General features: G+C 69.7%; 1 pseudogene. It reads left to right on the forward strand.

Annotated features, from left to right (window positions below):
• Window positions 1-274 (forward strand): annotated as a pseudogene (locus QSV46_RS39740) (hypothetical protein); the annotation flags it as partial.

A 274-nucleotide genomic window follows, 5' to 3' on the forward strand; every position in this document is an offset into this window, starting at 1 on the left:
GCCGGAAGAAGCCAAGCAGTCGACCGCGCAGATGCGCAAGGCTGTTTCCGAGCAGATCAATGCGCTGAAGGAACTGTCGGAAATCGTGCAGAAGTCCGGACGCCTGACCGACGTCGGCGAAGCCCGGGCCGCCCGCGCCCCTGCTCCTGCCCGTACGGCAGCAGCCGTTGCACAGGCCCCGCAACCGCAGCGCAGCGAACCGGTTGCAGCACCACGCGCCGTTGCTGCGGCACCCGCTGCTCCGGCTCCGGCCATGCGCGGCAGCCTCGACGTG

This window comes from Bradyrhizobium cosmicum, from assembly GCF_032290525.1.
Lineage (GTDB): Bacteria > Pseudomonadota > Alphaproteobacteria > Rhizobiales > Xanthobacteraceae > Bradyrhizobium > Bradyrhizobium cosmicum_A.